General features: G+C 62.4%; 11 protein-coding genes. 8 read left to right on the top strand and 3 right to left on the bottom strand.

From position 1 onward, the window contains the following. Nucleotides 1-157: 157 nt before the first annotated feature. Nucleotides 158-1,093, bottom strand: coding sequence for a LysR family transcriptional regulator (locus BFQ00_RS14970; RefSeq protein ID WP_027606275.1), 936 nt, complete (start codon nucleotides 1,091-1,093; stop codon nucleotides 158-160). 167 nt (nucleotides 1,094-1,260) lie between these two features. On the opposite strand from BFQ00_RS14970, the gene BFQ00_RS14965 reads away from it, so the two are divergent. Continuing rightward, entirely contained in the window at nucleotides 1,261-2,490 is a 1,230-nt protein-coding gene (locus BFQ00_RS14965) for an acyl-CoA dehydrogenase (protein WP_065884894.1), read from the top strand. Between the two features lie 118 nt (nucleotides 2,491-2,608). On the opposite strand, the gene BFQ00_RS14960 is transcribed toward BFQ00_RS14965, so the two are convergent. Both BFQ00_RS14960 and xthA read right to left on the bottom strand, forming a co-directional pair. Next, a complete protein-coding gene (locus BFQ00_RS14960; protein WP_065933952.1) occupies nucleotides 2,609-3,940 on the bottom strand; it encodes a substrate-binding domain-containing protein in 1,332 nt (443 codons plus the stop codon). Between the two features lie 236 nt (nucleotides 3,941-4,176). Then, a complete protein-coding gene (xthA, locus tag BFQ00_RS14955; protein WP_065933951.1) occupies nucleotides 4,177-4,989 on the bottom strand; it encodes an exodeoxyribonuclease III in 813 nt (270 codons plus the stop codon). A 169-nt stretch (nucleotides 4,990-5,158) separates the two neighbouring features. Here xthA and BFQ00_RS14950 point away from each other — a divergent pair, with 169 nt between their 5' ends. From BFQ00_RS14950 to BFQ00_RS14920, 7 genes are all read left to right on the top strand, one after another. After that, nucleotides 5,159-5,809, top strand: coding sequence for a GNAT family N-acetyltransferase (locus BFQ00_RS14950; protein ID WP_065933950.1), 651 nt, complete (start codon nucleotides 5,159-5,161; stop codon nucleotides 5,807-5,809). A gap of 64 nt (nucleotides 5,810-5,873) precedes the next feature. Then, nucleotides 5,874-7,601 carry an autotransporter assembly complex protein TamA gene (locus BFQ00_RS14945; protein WP_065933949.1) on the top strand — a complete coding sequence of 576 codons (1,728 nt, stop codon included), beginning with the start codon at nucleotides 5,874-5,876 and terminating at the stop codon, nucleotides 7,599-7,601. Next, complete coding sequence (locus BFQ00_RS14940) at nucleotides 7,601-11,287, top strand: translocation/assembly module TamB domain-containing protein (protein ID WP_170827562.1); 3,687 nt, start codon at nucleotides 7,601-7,603, stop codon at nucleotides 11,285-11,287. Before BFQ00_RS14945 ends, BFQ00_RS14940 begins: the two co-directional genes overlap by 1 nt. A gap of 235 nt (nucleotides 11,288-11,522) precedes the next feature. Continuing rightward, entirely contained in the window at nucleotides 11,523-11,996 is a 474-nt protein-coding gene (locus BFQ00_RS14935) for a MarR family winged helix-turn-helix transcriptional regulator (protein WP_065884900.1), read from the top strand. Then, the gene (locus BFQ00_RS14930) at nucleotides 11,993-13,444 is read left to right on the top strand and encodes an efflux transporter outer membrane subunit (RefSeq protein ID WP_065933947.1); all 1,452 of its coding nucleotides are present in this window, start codon (nucleotides 11,993-11,995) and stop codon (nucleotides 13,442-13,444) included. The genes BFQ00_RS14935 and BFQ00_RS14930 overlap by 4 nt, the downstream gene beginning before the upstream one ends. A 15-nt stretch (nucleotides 13,445-13,459) precedes the next feature. Next, nucleotides 13,460-14,659, top strand: coding sequence for an HlyD family secretion protein (locus BFQ00_RS14925; protein WP_065933946.1), 1,200 nt, complete (start codon nucleotides 13,460-13,462; stop codon nucleotides 14,657-14,659). Further along, the gene (locus tag BFQ00_RS14920) at nucleotides 14,659-16,188 is read left to right on the top strand and encodes a DHA2 family efflux MFS transporter permease subunit (RefSeq protein WP_065884903.1); all 1,530 of its coding nucleotides are present in this window, start codon (nucleotides 14,659-14,661) and stop codon (nucleotides 16,186-16,188) included. Before BFQ00_RS14925 ends, BFQ00_RS14920 begins: the two co-directional genes overlap by 1 nt. Nucleotides 16,189-16,436: the final 248 nt, after the last annotated feature.

The following is a 16,436-nucleotide window of genomic DNA, read 5'->3' as shown; positions in this document are numbered from 1 at the left end:
AGCCTGCGTTCGGCCAGCGTGGTTTAACGGGGCGCCTGAGATCAAGATCAAAAGCAGATCAAGATCAAGAGCGGCTCGCTTCGCATCGTGGTTAGCGGTGGGCGCTACGGCGTTGTTTAGATACTGCAAGCCCTCCACACTGGGGCCTCCTGCAACTTCAAGCCTGTTGCTTATCCAGTTTCTTCTCGTGGGCGGTGACTTGCTGGCACAACTCGATCATCTGTTCGCGCATCCAGCGGTTCGCCGGGTCCTGGTCGGTGCTTTCATGCCAGTACAGATGGGTTTCCACCGGCGGCACGTCATTGACGGGCAGGTTGAACCAGTGCAGTTCGTGGCGGCGGGCGAAGCGTTCGGGCACGGTCATGACCATGTCGGTCTGCTGCAATACTTGCGATGCCATCAGGTAGTGCTGGGAGCGCAGGGCGATTTTGCGCTGGATGCCCATCTTGCCCAGGGCGAGGTCGACATGCCCCAGGCCGTTGCGGCGGCTGGAAATATGGATATGGGTCAGCGACAGGTAGTCATCCAGGGTGAATTTGTCCTTGCCCGCCATCGGGTGACCCTTGCGCATGGCGCATACGTAGCGGTCTTCCATCAGCTTGACGTGACGCACTTGCGGGTCGGTGTTGAGCGGCGCATCCACGGCGAAATCCAGGCGCCCGGCGGCCAGTTCCTTGGTGGTTTCGCGGCGTTTGGACAGGAAACTCTCGATGACCACCGTCGGCGCGAGGCGGCGCAGGCGTTGGAACAACAGCGGTAAAATCACCGCTTCGGTCAGGTCGGTCATGCTGATGCGATAAGTCTTGGCCGCCTGTTGCGGGTTGAAAATCCGGCTCTCTTGCACGGAAACCCGCAGCAACGACAACGCGTTGCGCACCGGGCCGATGATGTTCTGCGCCATCGGCGTAGGCACCATGCCCTGGGCGGTACGCACGAACAGCGGGTCGTTGAAGGTCTCGCGCAGGCGTGCCAGGGCGTTGGACACCGCCGGCTGGGTGATGCCGACAATCTGCCCGGCCCGGGTGAGGTTGGCTTCGGTGTAGATCGCGTCGAAGACGATAAAGAGATTGAGGTCGACCTTGCTCAGATTCATGGGGGTTGCGCTCTTATTATCAGGTGGCGATTTTTTACGTCTTCAGACGCCAATCATATATCGGTGATGAATGTTAATACACGCCGAGAATAGGCTAGGTAAATTATCAACGCTGTTCTAGCATCGATTGCATGACCTAAACAACCTCTCAGAGAAGGGAGCCGCTCATGGATTTCGCCTATTCGCCCAAGGTTCAGGAACTGCGTGAACGCGTCAGCGCATTCATGGACGCTTACGTCTACCCGGCCGAGCCGGTGTTCGAACGCCAGGTCAGCGAAGGTGACCGCTGGCAGCCCACTGCGATCATGGACGAGCTCAAAGCCAAGGCTAAAGCCGAGGGGTTGTGGAACCTGTTCCTGCCGGAGTCCGAACTGGGCGCTGGCCTGACCAACCTCGAATACGCGCCGCTGGCCGAAATCATGGGCCGCTCGTTGCTGGGTCCGGAACCGTTCAACTGCTCGGCCCCCGATACCGGCAATATGGAAGTGCTGGTGCGTTACGCCAATCAAGAGCAGAAACAACGCTGGCTCGAGCCGCTGCTGCGCGGCGAGATTCGTTCAGCCTTCGCCATGACCGAACCCGACGTGGCTTCCTCGGACGCCACCAACATGGCCGCCCGCGCCGAACGCCAGGGCGATGAATGGGTGATCAACGGCAAGAAGTGGTGGACCTCCGGCGCCTGTGATCCGCGTTGCAAGATCCTGATCTTCATGGGCCTGAGCAACCCGGACGCGCCACGCCACCAGCAACATTCGATGATCCTGGTGCCGGTGGACACGCCTGGCGTAACAATCCTGCGCCCGCTGCCGGTGTTCGGCTACGACGATGCGCCCCACGGCCACGCCGAAGTGTTGTTCGATAACGTACGCGTGCCTTACGAAAATGTGCTGCTGGGTGAGGGGCGCGGGTTTGAGATTGCCCAGGGCCGGCTTGGCCCGGGCCGTATCCACCACTGCATGCGCTCGATCGGCATGGCCGAGCGCGCGCTGGAATTGATGTGCAAACGATCGGTCAGCCGCAGCGCCTTCGGCAAGCCGCTGGCGCGCCTGGGGGGCAATATCGACAAGATCGCCGACTCGCGCATGGAAATCGACATGGCGCGGCTGCTGACCCTGAAAGCGGCGTACATGATGGACACGGTGGGCAATAAAGTCGCCAAAAGCGAAATCGCCCAGATCAAGGTGGTTGCGCCCAACGTGGCACTCAAGGTTATCGACCGCGCCATCCAGATTCATGGCGGTGCCGGTGTGTCCAATGACTTCCCGCTGGCCTATATGTACGCCATGCAGCGCACCCTGCGCCTGGCCGACGGCCCGGATGAAGTGCACCGAGCGGCGATCGGCAAGTTCGAGATTGGCAAGTATGTGCCCAAGGAGATGATGCGCGGCGGGCAGTGAGACCGCGTTGTCTGCAATCGGGGGCAAGCCCCCTCCCACATTTTGACAGTATTCACATCCAAGTGTGGGAGGGGGCTTGCCCCCGATGAGGCCGGCTTGAACACCCCAAAAACCAGCCTCAGTACACCCAGACCTCCACCCGCCGATTCTTGATCCGGCCTTCATCCGCCGTATTCGCCGCCACCGGCATCTGTGCGCCGAACCCGCGAATATCGCGCAGTATGACGCCGCTTTTCACCAACTCCCGGCGCACCGCCATGGCCCGCAACTTCGACAACAACGCCGCCCTCTGCGGATCATTCTTGGCATCGCCAAACCCCACCAGCGTCACTTGCTTGTGCAGTTTGCCGTGGCTTTTCAGGTAGGCCACCACCCGCTGCACATCCTGGCGCGCCTTGTTGTCCAGGCTGGCGCTGCCTTCCTCGAAACGAAAGTTCACCGTCAAGCGCTGGGCGTTGCGCACAATCGCTTGGTAATCCTCGGGCATCGAAGCGCGGGGCTCCACGCCGATTGCCTGCACGTGCTGGGCGATAAAACCATTGGCCGCCACGATCGCCTGGCCCTGGCTGCTCTGGGCGAAGTCCACCAGTGCCTTGGCCCAGGGATTCTGCGTCGACGGCGGCAGATAAACGTACAGTCGCCGTGACAGCGGGTAATCCTCGGTGGCGATCAGGCTGCCCAGTGGCAGCATCGGTTGCGAGTCGCCATCAACCACCGCCACCGTCTTGGCCTTGCGGACGTAGGGCAGCCCGATAAAACCGATGCCTTGAGGGTCCTGGCTGACCGCGTCGGACAGCGCTTCACTGGACTCGAAACGCCGTGCCGACGCCACCAGCGGTGTGTCGCGGCGGTTCAGCACCAGGTCCTTGAAGGTGTCATAGGTGCCGGACCGGTCGTCGCGGGCGTACACATGAATGGCGCCGCCACTGCCGCCCAGGGCTTCCCAGGTGTTGATCCGGCCATTGAAGATCTGCGCCAGTTGCTCGGTGTCCAGCGTATTGAGCGGGTTGCGGGGGTTGAGGATGATTGCCAGGCCATCGATGGCGATCACCTGTTCGGCTTCCGGGCTTTTCAGGTCGCCCAGGGTTTCCAGGTCGACCAGTTCGCTGTCTTTGATCGGGCGCGACGATGCGGCGAGCTCGGCACTGTGGTTTTTCAGCGCGGCAAACCCTGTACTGGAACCATGGGCGGCTACGTCGATGCTCACGGTTTTACCCTGACGGGTCTTGCCGATCACGTGCTGTTCATTGGCGCCCTCGGCGGGTTCGATGTGCACGCCCTGCAAACCCTGGCGCTCCATCAACCCCTTGACCAGCGCCGGGCCCAATCCCGCGCCGATGGTGTTGGAACCCTGGATACGCAATGCCGGGCCTTGATCGGGAAGCGGGAGGGGGGCGGACACAGCGAAAAACGGGAAAAGCGTCAGCAATAACAGAACGCGCAGCCTCATGCCGGCACCTTTTTGCGCCAAAGGAAGTGCCGGGAGATTAAGTCAGTTGGATTGCAAACATGTGACTGGTACACCACAGAACAAAATGTAGGAGGGGGCACGCCCTGGCCCTCTGTAGGAGCGAGCTTGCTCGCGAAAAACTCACAGGCACCGCGTTCGTTCAGTAAACACGCGGTATCGTTGACGTTTTTCGCGAGCAAGCTCGCTCCTACAAGTTGACGAGTAGTGTCAGGGAATTAACTCAATTCCAGCCAGATCGGCGCATGGTCCGACGGTTTTTCCAATGCCCGCAGATCATAATCGACGCCGGCATCCTTGACCCGTGGGAGCAAGCCATTGGACGCCATGATCACGTCGATGCGCAGGCCGCGCTTGGGCTCGTCCTCAAAGCCACGGCTGCGGTAATCGAACCAGCTGAAACGGTCGGTCACCTCAGGGTTCAAGTGGCGGAAGCTGTCCACCAGGCCCCAGTTTTTCAGGCGGGCCATCCATTCACGCTCTTCCGGCAGGAAGCTGCACTTGCCGGTTTTCAGCCAGCGTTTGGCGTTGTCGGCGCCGATGCCGATGTCGCAGTCTTGCGGGGAAATATTCACGTCGCCCATCACCACCAGTGCCTGGTCATTGCTGAACTGACTTTCCAGCAACTGTTGCAGGTCTTCATAGAAGCGCTGTTTGGCCGGGAACTTGGTGGGGTGGTCGCGGCTTTCGCCCTGGGGGAAGTAGCCGTTCATGATGATGACCGGGTTGCCGTTCTCGTCGGCGAAGGTGCCCCAGATAAAACGGCGCTGCGCGTCTTCTTCATCGGTGGCAAAACCCTTGTGCACACTCAACGCTTCCTTGCGCGAAAGAAGGGCCACGCCGTAGTGGCCTTTCTGGCCGTGGTAATACACGTGGTAGCCCAGCGCCTGGACGTCGGCCAGCGGGAACTGGTCGTCGTGCACCTTGGTTTCCTGCAGGCCAATGACGTCCGGCTGGTGTTTTTCAATCAGCGCCGCCAGCTGATGAGGGCGGGCACGCAGCCCGTTGATATTGAAGGAGACGATTTTCATGGTCGGCGGTCCAGTCTGGCAAAAGGGCGATGCTAGCCGACAAGTCGGACGGGGGCCAGCGTGGCGGTAGGACGCATGCGCTGCTAATGTCTGGGAACGACTGGTGCTGCGCAGGTTCGTACCCATAAGAACGCCATCTTTTTGAATGGCGTCCAGGAGATTGATTGTTATGCCTGACACCTCGACGGCAGCTGCCGAGATTCGCCTGCTCAACAGCGGTTATTCCCGCGAAGCGCGTTCCCTGTTGTACCAGGCCTACCGTCACGAACCGACCTTCGCCTACATCTTCGAAGCCGAGCGTCCAGGTTATGAACAGCGGGTACGCGCAACAGTGCGCGAACTGGTCAAGCAGCACTTCTTTCAGAAACTTCCGGCCATCGGCCTGTTCGTCAACGACCGTTTGATTGGCGTCGCCCTCATCGCGCCGCCGCAGCGGCGCCTGGGCATCACCGAGAGCTGGGCCTGGCAGATTCGCATGTGGTTGAGCACCGGCGTGCGCGGTACGCGGCGTTACCTGGAATACCATCAGGCCGTGCTGGCGTGCCTGCCCGGTGAGTCGGTGCATGTGTTGCCGTTGCTCGGCATTCACCCGCAGTTGCAAGGTCAGCACTATGGCGAACAGTTGCTCGAGGCGGTCCATAACTGGTGCGCCGAAGACCCGCACTCATCGGGCGTGGTGCTCGACACGGGCAATTCCCGTTACCTGGATTTCTACAAGCGCCAGGGCTACGAGGAAATCGGTGAAATTGCCGTAGGACCTGTCCTGGAGCATGTGTTTTTTCATCCCAATCCCCAGGCGTTACATACTGCAACGGCCTGAGACAGAATTATTCAGATAAATCCGAGTTCAAAGTACCTCTCTCGCTCGTGTAGCATCCGCGCCTATGAAGTTTCCAGGAAGATTTACCAGCGGCTTGATTCTGCTGTTCACAAGCTGTGGCGCATTGGCGCAAAGCGAACTGGACGTGCGGATCAAACCCTCAAATGATGCGCTGAAAGCCAACATCGAAGGCTACATCGGCAGTGTTGGCGATCGTGACGAAGAAGCCCTGCTGCGATTCAGCCGTGGTGCCGAAGAGCAGGCGCGCAAAGCGGCCCAGGCGCTGGGCTTCTATCAGCCGCGGATCGCCAGTGAGGTGAAGGGCGGCAAGAACCCGCGCCTGACCCTGACCGTCGACCCCGGCGAGCCGGTGCATCTGCGCAACGTGACCTTGCGCGTCGATGGCCCGGCGGCGAGCCTCAAGGCCTTTCGCGTGCCCACCAGTGATGACCTCAAGCCCGGCGCGGTGCTCAATCACGGGCATTACGACGACGCCAAGCGTTTGATCCAGAATCAGGCGTCGCGCTATGGCTTTTTCAGCGGGCGTTTTACCCGCCAGAAACTGGCCGTAGACCCTCAAGCGGGCGTGGCTGACATCGAACTCATTTACGACAGCGGCCCGCGCTACAGCATGGGCAAGGTCAGCTTCAGCGGCGACACGCCCTTTGACGAAGAGCTGTTGCAGCGCATGGTGCCGTTCACGCCAGGTACACCCTATGACTCCGAACTGATCGCCGAACTCAACCAGAACCTGCAGGCCAGTGGCTTCTTCGAAAGCGTGCGCGTGGACGCCAGCCCCGCGGCCTCGACCAATGACGTGATTCCGGTGGCCGTGCAACTGGACACGCGCAAGCCCCGCACCATGGGCCTGGGCCTGGGGTTCTCGACGGACGTCGGCCCGCGGGGCAAGGCCAACTGGACGCGCCACTGGGTCAATCCCCAGGGCCACAGTTATGGCTGGGAAGCCGAGTTGTCGGCGCCGCGCCAGAACGTCGGCCTGTGGTACGACATTCCGCTGGACCCTCCGCTCACCGACAAATTGCGTTTTGCCGGCGGCTATCAGAATGAAGAGATCGCCAACACCGACACCTTGAGCAAGCTGCTCACCCTCGGCCCCGAATGGCACAGCAAGTTGCCCAGCGGTTGGACCCGGGTCATCTCGCTCAAATACCAGCGCGAGGAATATCGCCTGGGCAATGACTCGGGCTTGAGTAACCTGGTGATGCCGGGCATCAACTACTCCTACCTGCGCAGCGACAACCGCATCGATCCGCACAACGGCTATCGCCTGATGTTCGACAGCAAGGTCGCCAAGGAAGGGCTCGGTTCCGACACCAACCTGCTGTATGGCACCGCCACGATCAAGGGATTGACTACCCTCTGGGATAACCACCGTTTCCTGGGCCGCGCGCAAGTCGGCGGCAGTGCCACCAATGGCTACCAGTCGGTGCCGCCGTCACTGCGCTTCTTCGCCGGTGGCGACCAGAGCGTGCGCGGTTATGAATACCAGACCCTGTCGCCGGAAAACGACCGTGGCGACCGCATCGGCGGCCGCTACATGGTGGCGCTGAGCGCCGAGTATCAATATTCCATTACCGAAAAATGGCGGGTCGCGACCTTTATCGACCAGGGCAACTCGTTCAATACCCTGGATATGCCCAGCCTCAAAACCGGCGTGGGTGTGGGGGTGCGCTGGGTCTCGCCCGTGGGCCCGATCCGCCTCGACCTGGCCCATGCCCTGGAAGATCCGGGCGGCGTTCGATTGCACTTTTCCATGGGGCCTGAGCTGTGATGCGTGGTTTGAAAATAGCGGGCCTGGCATTGATCGCCGTCCTCGCGCTGTTGCTGTTGACACTGTGGGCGGTGCTGGGTACCCAGGCCGGCAGTCGCTGGGTGCTGGGCCAGGTGCCGGGCTTGAGCGTGGAGAATTTTCACGGACGCCTGGGCGGGCAGTGGAGCGCCGATCACGTGCTGTGGCAGCAGGAGGGCAGCCGCGTCGAGCTCAATGCGCCGACGTTTGACTGGTCGCCGGGTTGCCTGTTGCGCATGACCTTGTGCATCAACCGGTTGGATGTGGACCAGGTCAGCCTGACGTTTGCACCCAGTACCGAAGAAAGCAGCAGCGGGCCGATCCAGCTGCCCGACCTGAAGCTGCCGGTTGCCATCCAATTGGGTGATGTTCGCATCGGCAGCCTGCTGTTCAACGGCAGTGAAGCACTCAAGGGCCTGCAACTGGCGGCGCATTGGACCGCCGCCGGCATGCAGATCGACTCCGTCCATGTGCAGCGCGACGACCTGGTGCTGGACCTCGCCGGCCTGCTGCAACCCAGCGGCGATTGGCCGCTCAATGCCACCGGCACGCTCAGTTTGCCCTACGCTCCGGGCGGCGCACCCTGGACCGTCGCGCTCAACATCAACGGCGACCTGCTCAAGACCCTCAAGCTCGACGCCGACAGCAGCGGTTACCTGCCGGCCAAGCTCAGCGGCGAGTTGCAACCCCTGGCGGAAAACCTGCCGGCGCAGTTGCGCATCACCTCCGAGGCGTTCAAGCCCAGCGCCGATCTGCCCGACACCTTGCAACTCAACCAGTTGGACCTGAGCGCCAAGGGCGACCTTAAAGCGGGTTATCAGTTGCTGGGCAAGGCGGTATTACCGGCGCAAAAAGGCCCGGTGGATTTACTGCTGCAAGGCAAGGTCGACGCCAACGGCGCGCAGATCGCCGGCCTCGACCTGAACGCCGGCGACAAGCAAAGCCTCAAGCTCAGCGCCAACCTGGACTGGCAACAAGGTTTCAGCGCCGATGCCAAAATCGACTGGCTGGACTTTCCCTGGCACCGTCTCTATCCGCTGATCGACGAACCGCAGGTGGCCTTGCGCGCCTTCAAAGGTGAAGTTTCCTATAAGGACGGCAACTACCTGGGCAACCTCAAGGCCGACCTCGACGGCCCGGCGGGCGCCTTCACGGTGGTCACGCCGTTCAGCGGCGACCTCAAGCAAGTCTTCCTGCCCGAACTGAAATTGAGCGCCGGCCAAGGCAAGGCCGAGGGCCATCTGAACCTACAGTTTGCCGACGGTATCGCCTGGGACACCGCGCTGGACCTGTCGGCATTGAACCCGGCGTACTGGGTCGCCGAATTGCCCGGCACCCTGGCCGGGCCGCTGCGCAGCAAAGGCGAATTCAAGAACGAGCAGCTCAAGCTCAACGCCGACCTCGACCTCAAGGGTCGCCTGCGCGGACAGGCCGCCGTGTTTGCAGCCAAGGCCGAAGGCGCGGGGCAGCAATGGACCCTTGCCAACCTGGACATCCGCCTGGGCGACAACCGCATCAACGGCAGCGGCAGCCTGCAGCAACGCCTGGCCGGGCAGATCGACATCAAGCTGGCGCGCCTGGCCCAGCTATGGCCGCAGCTGCGCGGGCAGGTCAATGGCCGCCTCGATGTCGCCGGCACCTTGCAGGCGCCCCAAGGCAAGCTCGACCTCAAGGGCCAGCAACTGGCATTGGCCGACAACCGCCTGCAAAGCCTCAACCTCGACGCCACACTGGACAGCGCCCAGCGCGCCAGGCTCGACCTCAAGGGCAGCGGCATCCAGAGCGGCGAGACCCAGGTCGGCACGTTCACCGCCAGCGCCCAGGGCGATATCAAGAACCAGAAGGTTCAACTGGACCTGGCCGGACCGTTGCTCAAACTGGCCCTGGCCCTGGATGGCAACCTCGACAACGGCAACTGGCGTGGGCGCCTGGCCAGTGGTGACGTACAAGCCGGCGGCCAGGATTGGCGGCTGCAGGCTCCGGCGAAAATCGAGCGCCTGGCCGATGGCAAGCTGACCTTCGCCGCGCACTGCTGGGTGTCCGGTGGCGCCAGCCTGTGTGGCGAAGACCAGCGCCTGATGCCCGAGCCGAAGCTGCGCTACCACCTCAAGCAATTCCCTATCGACAGTCTTGCGGCGTTCCTGCCCAAAGACTTCGCCTGGCAGGGCAGGCTCAATGCCGACGTACAACTCGACCTGCCGGCCAGCGGCCCGAAGGGCGTGGTCTCGGTAGACGCCGGTGGCGGCAACCTGCGGGTGCGGGACAAGGGCCAATGGCTGGATTTCCCCTACGACACCCTGAAACTGGAAACCACCCTCAACCCCAAGCGCATCGATACCCAGCTCAACTTTCGTGGCGGCAAGCTCGGTGAACTGCTGTTGCAGGCGCAGATCAACCCGCTGCCGGCCAACAAGCCGATCACCGGCAACTTCATCCTCACCGGCCTGGACCTCGCCGTGGCGCGACCCTTTGTGCCGATGGTGGAAAAGCTCAACGGCAAGCTCAACGGCAATGGCCGCATCTCCGGCGGTTTGCTCGCGCCCCTGGTTAACGGCAGCGTGAATCTGGTGGACGGTGAAGTCTCGGGTCCTGAACTGCCCATCAGCCTCGAGGGCCTGAACCTGCAGGCGCAGATCGCCGGCGAAAGCGTGCAGCTTAACGGCGGCTGGCACAGCGGCAAGGCCGGGCAGGGCAGCCTCAAGGGCCAGATCGACTGGGGCCGCGCCCTGGTGGTCGACCTTAGCCTCAAGGGCTCGCAACTGCCGGTCACCGTCGAACCCTATGCCAAGCTGGAAGTGGCCCCCGACCTGAAAATCAGCCTCAAGGACGACAAGCTGGCGATTGCCGGCAAGGTGCACATCCCGCGCGGCGATATCACCGTGCGCGAGCTCCCGCCCTCGACGGTCAAGGTGTCCGATGACACGGTGATCGTCGGCAGCCAGACCGAAGAAGGCAAACCGCCGATGGCCATGGCCATGGATATCGACGTGGAAGTGGGCGAAGACCAGCTCAACTTCGCCGGTTTCGGCCTCACCGCCAAAGTGCAGGGCCATGTGCATATCGGCGACAACATGGACACCCGTGGCGAGCTGTGGCTTAACGACGGCCGCTACCGCGCCTACGGCCAGCGCCTCAACGTGCGCCGTGCACGGCTGTTGTTTGCCGGGCCGTTGGACCAACCGTTCCTGGATATCGAAGCGGTGCGTGTGGTGGTCGAATCGTCCCGCACCGTGACCGCCGGTATTCGCCTGAGCGGCAGCGCCGAGCAGCCGACCACGCAGATCTTCTCCGAGCCCGCCATGGCGCAGGAAGACGCGCTGTCCTACCTGGTGCTGGGACGTTCGCGCACCAACAACGGTGAAGACAACAACATGCTTGCCGAAGCCGCCCTGGGCCTGGGCCTGATGGGCAGCTCCGGGGTGACCTCGGACATCGCCAATAAACTCGGCATCCGCGATTTCGACCTGGATACCCAAGGCACCGGCAACAGCACTGCCGTGGTGGCCAGCGGCAAGATCAACGACAAACTCAGCCTGCGTTACGGGGTAGGGGTGTTCGAACCGGCCAACACCATCGCCTTGCGCTATTTGCTGAGCAAGAAGGTGTACCTGGAAGTGGCCACAGGCGTGGCCAGCTCCCTGGATATCTTCTACAAGCGCGACTTCTAAACCCAACTGGGTCAAATGTGGGAGGGGGCTTGCCCCCGATAGCGGTCTTTCAGTCAGCTAATCTGTAGCTGACCTACCGCCATCGGGGGCAAGCCCCCTCCCACATTGGTTCTTTATTTCACTCAAGTTTCTCGTCAATTACCAAGCAACCTAACTATTCCATTTGACATTCGCTGCCTAAGCAGTAATATCTCGTCACACATTCACTGCCTAGGCAGTAATAAGGTGACTTTCAATGCCTCACTTCACCCCTGACAACTTCCACAACTGCCATCTCGGCCTGTTGCTGGGCCGCGCTGCGATCCTCAAGGACCGCATCATCGACACCCATATGGAACCCCACGGCATCACCGCCGCGCAGTTCAAGGTGTTGATCATCATGGCCCAGTTCGGCGTCGACACCCCGGCCGAGCTGTGCCGCCACCTGTCCCTGGACAGCGGCTCGATGACGCGCATGCTCGACCGGCTCGAGCAGAAAGGCTTGCTCAGCCGCAAACGTTCCGAGCTGGACCGCCGCCAGGTCCAGTTGGTGCTGACCGCCGACGGCCAGCGCCTGGCGGACATGCTGCCGCAGATCGGCGCCCAGGCCCTCAACCAACTGGCCGGCGTCCTTGAGTCGGGCGAGCTGGAAACCCTGGAACGGATCCTCAAGAAAATCCTGATCGCTGCGGGTGACCCCATCACGATCCTGCGGGTAGGTAACCAATGAACACACGCGCACTCAGCCTGGTGCTGGCGGCGATGACGCTGGCCGGTTGTGCCAACTACAGTGGCCTCGACACCCAGGGCCAACGCCTGGACGCCAACACCCTGCAAGCCGGCAAGTCCTTGAGCGGCGTGACGCTGTCGGATGCCGCCTGGCCCAGCGCCGACTGGTGGAAAAGCCTTGGCGACCCACAGCTCGACGGGCTGATCCAGGAAGCCCTGCAAAACAGCCCCGACATGCAAGTCGCCAGCGCCCGCGCCCATCAGGCCGAAGCGGCGGCCTATGCCGCCAACGCCGCGCGCCTGCCGACCGTGGATGCCAGCGCCGGTGTCAGCCGTTCGCGCCTGGCCAGGGACCAGGACCCGCGCGGGCAGGGCGATGCCTACTCGACCGTGCGCAACATCGGCGCCAGCTTCAATTACAACTTTGACCTGTGGGGCGGCCAACGCGCTGCCTGGGAAGCCGCCCTGGGCCAGGCCCGCGCCGCCGAAGTCGATCAGCAGGCCGCGCGCCTGACCCTGGCGGCCAACGTGGCCAAGGCCTACAGCGACCTGGGCCAGGCGCATATCGTGCGCGACCTGGCCGTGGACGACCTCAAGCGCACCCGCCAGATGCTCGACCTGAGTCGGCGCCGCCTGAGTTCCGGTATCGACAGCGAGTACCAGTACCAGCAGACCGAAAGCCTGGAAGCCAGCGCCCAGTCACAGTTGATCGATGCGGAAAAACAGCTGCAAAGCGCCAGGATCGCCCTCGCCGTATTGCTCGGCAAAGGCCCGGACCGTGGCAACGAACTGGCCCGCCCGGCGGTGTTGAAACCCGCTGCCGTCGCCGTGCCTTCCGTGTTGCCCGCCGAGTTGCTTGGCCGGCGGCCGGACCTGATCGCCGCGCGGTGGCGCGTAGAAGCCGCGAGCAAGGACATCGCCGCCAGCAAGACCCGCTTCTACCCCAACCTCAACCTGAGTGCGAGCGCCGGTGCCGAATCGTTGCTGGGGGACGCAATGTTTGGTTCGGCCAGTCGCTTCTTCAACATTGCACCCACCGTATCGCTGCCGATCTTCGACGGCGGCCGCCTGCGCGCCGACCTCGATGCCCGCGACGCCGATTACGACCTGGCCGTGGCCCAGTACAACAAGACCCTGGTGCAAGCCCTGGGCGACATCGGCACCACCCTGTCGCAATTGCGCGACACCGGGCGGCAGATCCAGGCGCAGCAACATGCCGCCGACATCGCTCAACAGTCCTACGACACCGGGGTGCAACGCTACAGCTCCGGCATCGGTAATTACCTGGATGTGCTCAGCATCGAGCAGCAATTGCTGCAGGCCCAGCGTCAGTTGGCGACCTTGAATGCTGCGCAGATCGACCTGTCGATTCAATTGATGCAGGCCCTGGGTGGCGGATTCAACGCCCACAACGTCGCCGCGACCACCCCAGCCACCCGCACGGAATAATTTGAGGTATTTGTCATGGCCACTGCCGACAGCAACAACGCAACTGAACAACCCAAGGACAACAACCCGCGCAAACGCAAAGTCATGTTGATCGGCCTGGCGCTGATCGTCATCTTGGGCGTCGTCGGCGTGTGGGCCTGGTACGAGCTTTACGGGCGCTTCAACGAAAGCACCGACGACGCCTATGTGAACGGCAACGTGGTGGAAATCACCCCGCTGGTCACCGGCACCGTGGTCAGCATCGGCGCCGACGATGGCGACCTGGTCCACGAAGGCCAGGTGCTGGTCAACTTCGACCCCAACGACGCGGCCGTCGGCCTGCAAAGTGCCCAGGCCAACCTGGCCCGCACCGTGCGCCAGGTGCGTGGCTTGTACAGCAACGTCGATGGCATGAAAGCCCAGGTCAACGCGCAGAAAGCCGACGTGCAGACCGCCCAGGACAACTACAACCGCCGCAAGACCCTGGCCCAGGGCGGCGCGATCTCCCAGGAAGAACTGTCCCACGCCCGTGACAGCCTGACCGCGGCGAAGAACGCCTTGACCAACCTTGAGCAGCAACTGAAAACCACCAACGCCCTGGTGGATGACACGGTGATTTCGTCCCACCCGGATGTGCAAGCCGCCGCCGCGCAACTGCGCCAGGCTTACCTGACCAACGCGCGCAGCACCTTGATCGCACCCGTCACCGGCTATGTGGCCAAGCGCACTGTGCAGCTGGGCCAGCGCGTCCAGCCGGGCACCGCGTTGATGGCGGTGATCCCGCTGGACCAGCTGTGGATCGATGCCAACTTCAAGGAAACCCAGCTGCGTGATATGCGTATCGGCCAGCCGGTGGACATCGAGTCGGACATCTACGGCAGCGACGTGAAGTACAGCGGTACCGTCGACAGCCTCGGCGCCGGCACCGGCAGCGCGTTTGCCCTGTTGCCCGCGCAGAACGCCACGGGTAACTGGATCAAGATCGTGCAACGTGTGCCGGTGCGCATCCATATCAATGCCGAAGAACTGGCCAAGCACCCGTTGCGGGTGGGCTTGAGCACCGTGGTCAATGTGGACCTGCACGACCAGAGCGGCCCGGTGCTGGCGCAACAGCCACCGCAGAAGGCTTCGTTCACCACCACCGTGTATGACCGCCAGCTGGTCGAGGCCGATGCCATGATCAACCAGTTGATCCATGACAACAGCGTCGCCGCTCCCAAGGCTGCGCAACGCTGATGAGCAATAACGCCTCGTTCACCCCACCCAGCCTGCTGATGGCCACTATCGGGCTGTCGCTGGCGACCTTCATGCAGGTGCTCGACACCACCATCGCCAACGTGGCGTTGCCGACCATTTCCGGCAACCTGGGCGTGAGTTCGGAGCAGGGCACCTGGGTCATTACCTCGTTTGCGGTGAGCAACGCCATTGCCTTGCCACTCACCGGTTGGTTGAGCCGGCGCTTCGGCGAGGTGAAGCTGTTCCTGTGGGCGACCATGCTGTTCGTGCTGGCCTCGTTCCTGTGCGGGATTTCCACCTCGATGCCCGAGTTGATCGGCTTTCGCGTGCTGCAGGGGCTGGTGGCGGGGCCGTTGTACCCGATGACCCAGACGCTGCTGATCGCGGTCTACCCACCGGCCAAGCGCGGCATGGCCCTGGCGCTATTGGCGATGGTCACGGTGGTGGCGCCGATTGCGGGACCGATCCTCGGCGGCTGGATCACCGACAGCTACAGCTGGCCGTGGATCTTCTTCATCAACGTGCCGATCGGCATCTTTGCGGTGATGGTGGTGCGTGCGCAGTTGAAGAAACGCCCGGTGGTCACCAGCTACCAGCCGATGGACTATGTGGGGTTGTTGAGCCTGATCGTCGGTGTCGGCGCCTTGCAGATCATCCTCGACAAGGGCAATGACCTGGACTGGTTCGAATCCAACTTCATCATTATCGGTGCAGTAATCTCGGCGATTGCCCTGGCGGTGTTCGTGATCTGGGAGATGACCGACAAGCACCCGGTGGTGAACCTGCGCCTGTTCGCCTACCGCAACTTCCGCATCGGCACCATTGTGTTGATCGGCGGGTACGCGGGCTTCTTTGGCATCAACCTGATCCTGCCGCAGTGGCTGCAAACCCAGATGGGCTACACCGCCACCTGGGCCGGCCTGGCGGTGGCGCCGATCGGCATTCTGCCGGTGCTGATGTCACCGTTCGTGGGCAAATACGCGCACAAATTCGACTTGCGCCTGCTGGCGGGGTTGTCGTTCCTGGCGATGGGCTTGAGCTGTTTCATGCGCGCAGGCTTCACCAATGAGGTGGACTTCACCCACATCGCCCTGGTGCAGCTGTTCATGGGGATCGGCGTGGCGCTGTTCTTCATGCCGACCTTGAGCATCCTGATGTCGGACCTGCCGCCGCAGCAGATTGCCGACGGCGCGGGGCTGGCAACCTTCTTGCGCACCTTGGGCGGCAGCTTCGCGGCCTCGCTCACCACCTGGATCTGGATTCGCCGCGCCGACCAGCACCATGCGTACATGAGCGAGAACATGACCACTTATGACTCGACCACGCGCGACGCGATACAGGCCCTCGGCGGGGCGGGGCAGAAAGCGTATGCGCAGTTGGACCAGATCCTCACCAGCCAGGCCTACATGATGTCCACCGTGGACTACTTCACGTTGATGGGGTGGATCTTCGCGGGCTTGATGTTGCTGGTGTGGCTGGCCAAGCCGCCGTTTACCGCCAAGGCGGGGCCTGCGGCTTCGGGGCACTGACTGCCTAGGGCTGAAATGCAATCAACTGTGGGAGGGGGCTTGCCCCCGATAGCGGTGGGTCAGTTACAGATGTATCAACTGACACACCCTCATCGGGGGCAAGCCCCCTCCCACATTGGATGTGTGTTGTCAGGTATCAAGCGCCAGGCAGGGCCAACTGCGGATTGTTGCTGGTATGGCTGGCCAAGCCGCCGTTTGGCGCGAAAGCCGGGCCGGAAGCAAGCGGCCACTGATCCGAACGGATTGGA

Origin of the sequence: Pseudomonas sp. 28 E 9, from assembly GCF_900004785.1 — a bacterium.
Lineage (GTDB): Bacteria > Pseudomonadota > Gammaproteobacteria > Pseudomonadales > Pseudomonadaceae > Aquipseudomonas > Aquipseudomonas orientalis_A.
Note: the sequence above shows the minus strand (reverse complement) of the source record. Positions and strands in the feature narration are given on the sequence as shown.